This window comes from Cronbergia sp. UHCC 0137 (assembly GCF_034932285.1).
Classification (GTDB): domain Bacteria; phylum Cyanobacteriota; class Cyanobacteriia; order Cyanobacteriales; family Nostocaceae; genus Cronbergia.
Map to the genome: position 1 here is coordinate 133,060 of NZ_JAYGHC010000008.1, position 6,178 is coordinate 139,237.

Sequence of the window (6,178 nt, forward strand, 5' to 3'; positions counted from 1 at the left end):
GCATGGAAAAAACCAGCTTATGAAATTGGTAGCAAGGAGAACACGCCACTAGCCAAAACTGTGAGGACTTGTCGCCAACTCTTAAAGGTTGAACCTGCTCTATGGTTATTTGTCCAAATTGAAAATGTCGAACCCACAAATAATGCGGCTGAACGTGCTATCCGTCCGGCGGTTATCTGGTGAGCCAGCGCTGTAGTTCCTGCCCCTAAATAAGTTATAAATACTGCTGTGTTTTACGTAGTTATTCATTTGTATTTCAGATGGATTAGCTTGTGATTTTCATAGCTGTAACTACTTCACACATTCTATTTCACGGTCTTTGAGTCACCAATTACCCCTGTGAACACTTACATCTACTTACAAGTATGTTTATCTGTGAGGTTTAAATATTTGAGATGCCACACCTAGCCAGGATTTTGCTTTACCCCATTAAATCATTAGATGCTGTAGAAGTACAAAAAGCAATAGTGCTGAAAAGTAGTTCCCTGGAATTTGATCGTGAGTTTACTATTGTCGATGAACAAGGACGATTTGTGAATGGCAAGCGCCATGCTAAAATCCAATTAATACGGTCAAAATTTTCTTTAGAAAATAGAAATATCTATTTACAATTTCCCAATAATGACTCATTGCAGGTTTTTAATCTTGATACAGAACAGTTAAGTCTAGCCGCTACTTTAAGTAATTTTTTTGGATTTGCTGTAACTTTAAAACAAAATTCTGTGATGGGTTTTCCTGATGATACCAACTCACCAGGACCAACGGTAATTAGTACCGCAACTTTAACAGAGGTGGCTTCCTGGTTTCCTGGGGTGAGTGTAGATGAAATGCGTCGTCGGATACGTGCCAATATTGAAATTGATGGTGTACCTGCATTTTGGGAAGATAGGCTATTTGATGCTAGTGGGGAAACTTTACCATTTCAAGTGGGAGATGTGGTATTTTTTGGCGTTAATCCTTGTCAACGTTGTGTAGTTCCTACTCGTGATTCTTATTTAGGACAAGCTGATCCCAACTTTCAAAAAATATTTGTGCAACAACGTCAAGCCACTATGCCAAAATGGGTAGCTACATCTCGATTTAAGACTTTTTATAGTTTGAGTGTAAATACAATATTACCAACATCAGAAGCAGGTAAGGTTTTAAAAATTGGCGACATTGTGAAAATTTAATCTTTGTAATAAGTAATCTATCAACAGGGAAAATAATTTAATCATCATGATATCTCAACGAGCCAAAATTAAACCTATTAATCAATTATTTGGCAAGATTTATGCTAAAATGCCTCTCAGGGCTGTATTAATCATCCCTTTTGTTTTACAGATTTTCGGGGCAGTCGGTATTGTTGGTTTTGTATCATTTCAAAATGGTAGAAAGGCCATTCAGGAACTTTCATATCAATTAGAAAATGAGATTGCTAATCGTGTTGAACAGCATCTTGATGTTTATTTACAAACTCCTCAAAAAATCAATCAAATTAATTTAGATGCTATTAAATTAGGTTTGTTAGACATCAATAATTTTAAAACTACTGGACATTATTTCTGGAAGCAAATGAAATTATTTGATATTGGTTATAATAACTTTGCCAATACGAAAGGTGAATTTATTGGTATTGAAAGGTTGAATAATAACCAACTTTTAGTTAATGAAGTGACGGCTAAAAATGGTATTGGTAAATTATATATTTATCCTACAGATAAGCAAGGTAATCGTCGTCAACTTCAGGAAACTAAAAACTATGACCCACGGGTAGAAGCTTGGTATGCTGATACTGTAAAAGCTGGTAAACCTATCTGGAGTCAAATTTACCAATGGGAAGATAAACCAGAAGTTTTATCTATATCTTCTAGTTATCCTGTTTATGATGAGACTAATAAGTTAGTTGGGGTAATTGGCATTGATTTATTATTGTCGCAAATTAACGATTATTTAGCTAAGTTAAAGATCGGTAAATCGGGTGTAAGTTTTATTTTAGAACGTTCTGGAAAAATAGTAGCTAGTTCTAATGATGAACTACCCTATACTTTGTTTAATGGTCAAGCAAAACGTTTATTAGGATTAAATAGCAAAGATCCTTTAATTCGACTGACAACTCAATATTTAAAAGACCATTTTGGCAGTTTAGAATTAGCTGTAAGTAAACAACATTTAAATTTTGTTGATCAGGGAAATTCTTATTTTGTGCAGGTAAAAAATTGGCGGGATGAATTTGGACTTGATTGGTTAATTGTGGTGGTTATTCCTGAATCTGACTTTATGGAGCAAATTTATGCTAATACTCGCATCACTATTTTATTGTGTATAATTGCTTTATTAGTGGCTATAGAAATTGGTATTTTGACTGATCGTTGGATAATTAAGCCGATTTTACAATTAAATACTTTAGCAAAACAAATTGCTGAGGGTGAATGGAAACAATCTCCAAAAATTAAGCGTTCTGATGAATTAGGACAGTTATCGGAATCTTTTAATAAAATGGCCAAGCAATTAGAAGAATCTTTTACTGTTTTAGAAGGAAAAAATACGGAGTTAAAATTATTAAATGAGGCTTTATCTAAAAGTCAAACTTGGCTGAATAAGTTTTTAGAAGCTATACCAGTGGGGGTATTAATTACAGATGATCAAGGTACTCCTTATTATATAAATCATATTGGTGAACAAATTCTTGGTCAAGGGATTATGAAGGAGGTAACTACTGAAGAATTACCGAGATTTTATGAATTTTATATTGCGGGTACAGATCAACTTTATGAAAGTGATCAATTACCGATCGCTAAAGCATTAAAGGGAGAAAATATTCAAGTTGATAATATTGAAGTTCGTTATGTTGATCGGAATATTCCCCTTGAGTTTTTGGGTATGCCAATTTATGATGATGATGGTAATATTGCTTATGCGATCGCTACTTTTTCGGATATTACTGAACGCAAGCAAACGGAAAATCTCTTATCAGAGTCTCATCGGGTATTGGAATCTCATGTGAAAAAACGTACCCAAGAGTTAATTAAGGTAATCCAAGAATTGCAAAATACCCAACATAAACTGATTCAATCACAAAAAATTGCGGCTCAAGGACAAAAAGCGGCTGAAAAAGCAAACCGTTCTAAAAGCGAATTTTTAGCGCAAATGAGTCACGAACTCAGAACTCCCTTAAATGCTATTTTGGGTTTTAGTCAAGTGATTAGCCAAGATCATTCCCTATCTACCGAACATCAAAATCATTTAGGAATTATCAATCGCGCTGGTGAACATCTTCTCAATTTGATTAATGATATTTTGGAAATGTCTAAAATTGAGGCTGGTAAAGTTAGATTGAATCTTAGCAGTTTTGATCTATTTTATATGTTAGCCAACCTAGAAGGTATGTTACGCTTTCGTGCTGCATCTAAAGGTTTACAAATGGTGTTTGAATATGCACCAGATATTCCCCAATATATTCAAACAGATGAAGGTAAACTCAGTCAAGTTTTAATTAATTTGTTAGGAAATGCTATCAAATTCACTGATACAGGAAAGATAGTGCTGCGAGTATCAATCTGTCATAAAGAAGTGAGAAGATGGAAAAATAAGGGTAAAAAAGCTCATTATCTCCCTAATATTACTCCAATTCATCTGTTATTTGAAGTTGAAGATACTGGTTTGGGAATTTCTCCAGAGGAAATTGATCTGTTATTTGCAGCATTTGAACAAACGGAAACTGGAAGAAAGTCTAAACAAGGAACTGGATTAGGGTTAGCCATTAGTCGGAAATATGTGCAGTTAATGGGCGGGGATATCACTGTTAACAGCAGCCCTGGTGTAGGTAGTACCTTTACTTTTGATGTGATCACAGGGTTAGCAGTTCCTAGTGAAATCAACATTAAGCCCTCTCATGGCGCAATTCTCAAATTAGCCGATGATCAACAGGAATACCGGATTTTAGTGGTTGATGATTCCGCCGACAATCGACTTTTATTAGTAAAAATTCTAACATCTATCGGCTTTCAAGTAGCAGAAGTCACAAATGCTCAAGGAGCGATCGCTAAATGGGAAACCTGGCAACCCCAATTAATCTTAATGGATGTGCGGACATCTGCCTCTGATAGTTATGAATCGCTGAAAAAAATTCAAAATCAGATAGGTAAGAATAATCAAACCCAACATACTATAATTATAGCATTAACTGCCAACGCTTTTGAGGAAGAATGTCAAAAAATGTTAACCCATGGTTACGATGATTTAATCCGTAAGCCATTCACAAGACAAATATTACTAGAAAAAATTAGTGAACATCTTGGCGTAAAATATATCAGCGAGTTAGAATCAGTAAATACAGTAGCCACCAGTCAGTCCACAGAAACTTTTTCTAATGAAACAGAACTTCTACAATCTTTGTCAGAGGTTCCTTTTGATTGGTTAGAACAAGTACACAATGCCGCAGCTAGTTGTAGCGATGATTTAATTTTAGAATTAATGCAGCAACTTCCGGCTGATAAAACTTTAATTATTCAAGCTTTTAAGGACTTAGCTAACAACTACGAGTTTGAAAAAATCATGGAACTGACGAATAAAAAATAAATAAATATTTCATCTAAATTAAAAATGCAATTACCAAATTTAAAAAACCATAAAGCCAATATTTTAGTAGTAGATGATATTCCAGATAATATCCGGCTGTTATCAACAATGTTAACAGAACAAGGTTTTGAAGTTCGCAAAGCCTTAAATGGTAAACTGGCACTCACCGCTTGTCAAATGATTTTACCAGATTTAATTTTATTAGATATAAATATGCCAGGAATGGATGGCTATGAAGTTTGTGAACAACTAAAAGCCGATGAAAAAACTGCTCAAGTTCCAGTGATTTTTATTAGTGCCTTAGATGATATGATAGATAAAGAAAAGGCATTTAAGATTGGTGGTTTAGATTATATTACCAAACCATTTGATGGTGCGGAAGTAATATTAAGAGTTAAAAATCAGCTACAATTAAGGGCGTTACAATTGCAATTGCAAGAGAAAAATGTTTTATTGCAACAGACTTTAGATAATTTACAATCTACCCAATTAGAGCGCATTCAAAGCGAAAAAATGGTATCTTTAGGACAATTAGTAGCAGGAATTGCCCATGAATTTAACAATCCAATTAGTTTTATTTACGGTAATTTACAGTATGCTAATCAGTATGTGCAAGAATTAGTGAATCTAATTAAGATATATCAAGATGAGTACCCTGAACCTGTGCCAAGAATCCAGCAAATCATTGAAGAAATAGATATATATTTTCTAGTTAATGATTTGGAAAAACTGATGTCTGCTATGCACAGAGGCTCAAATCGGATTCGAGAAATTGTGATGGCGCTGCAAAACTTCTCTAGGTTAGACGAAGCCCAGATGAAACGTGTAAATATTCATGAAGGCATTGATAATTGTTTGGTGATGTTAACCTATCGTCTCAATAAAACAACAGCCCATCCAAATATTGATGTAGTTAAAGATTATGGTAATTTACCTTTAGTTCACTGTTACCCTGGGGAACTCAATCAGGTATTTATGCACTTATTAAATAATGCCATTGATGCCTTTGAACAGCTAGAAGTTAGTAATGATAAATCTTTAACTATTAATAAAGCTTTTGAAAATCGACATTACTTTCAAAGTAATAGCATATCTCCGTCTATTAACAATCCACAAATTCGCATTCATACACAAATAACCGATTCTCAGACAGTGAAAATAGCGATCGCTGATAATGGTAGAGGAATAGATGAATCGCTGCGATCGCGTCTATTTGATCCATTTTTTACTACCAAGCCAGTTGGTAGAGGTAGCGGACTAGGATTATCAATTAGTTATCAAATAATTGTCCAAAAACACCAAGGTAAACTCACTTATATATCATCCCCAGAAACAGGAACAGAATTTATGATCGAAATCCCCATCTACCAACCAGAAATTTAGATGCAAGAGGATTTGGGTTTATGTTTAATACTTTTTTGTCTGAATCAGGATTTCCAGGATTTGAGGATGTACAGGATGGTTTATTTGTGATGATTAAATGATTTTGAGGATTTGGGTTTGTGTTTAATACTTTTTTGTCTGAATCAGGATTTCCAGGATTTAAGGATGTACAGGATGGGTTTATTTATGATGATTAAATGACGAAGAGGATTTGGGTTTGTGTTTAATATTCTTT

The 6,178-nt window shown here is 34.3% G+C and carries 3 protein-coding genes and 1 pseudogene; all 4 read left to right on the forward strand.

Annotation, left to right across the window (positions count from 1 at the left end):
* Positions 1–51 precede the first annotated feature (51 nt).
* A pseudogene (locus VB711_RS06055) lies at positions 52–180 on the forward strand (IS66 family transposase); the annotation flags it as partial.
* Positions 181–395: 215 nt separating this feature from the next.
* Positions 396–1,172 (forward strand): MOSC domain-containing protein, encoded by a 777-nt coding sequence (locus VB711_RS06060; RefSeq protein WP_323284877.1) that lies wholly within the window; start codon positions 396–398, stop codon positions 1,170–1,172.
* A gap of 46 nt (positions 1,173–1,218) precedes the next feature.
* Positions 1,219–4,560: an ATP-binding protein gene (locus VB711_RS06065; protein ID WP_323284878.1), complete on the forward strand. Its 3,342-nt coding sequence runs from the start codon at positions 1,219–1,221 to the stop codon at positions 4,558–4,560.
* Between the two features lie 24 nt (positions 4,561–4,584).
* Positions 4,585–5,943 (forward strand): response regulator, encoded by a 1,359-nt coding sequence (locus VB711_RS06070; RefSeq protein ID WP_323284879.1) that lies wholly within the window; start codon positions 4,585–4,587, stop codon positions 5,941–5,943.
* Positions 5,944–6,178 lie beyond the last annotated feature (235 nt).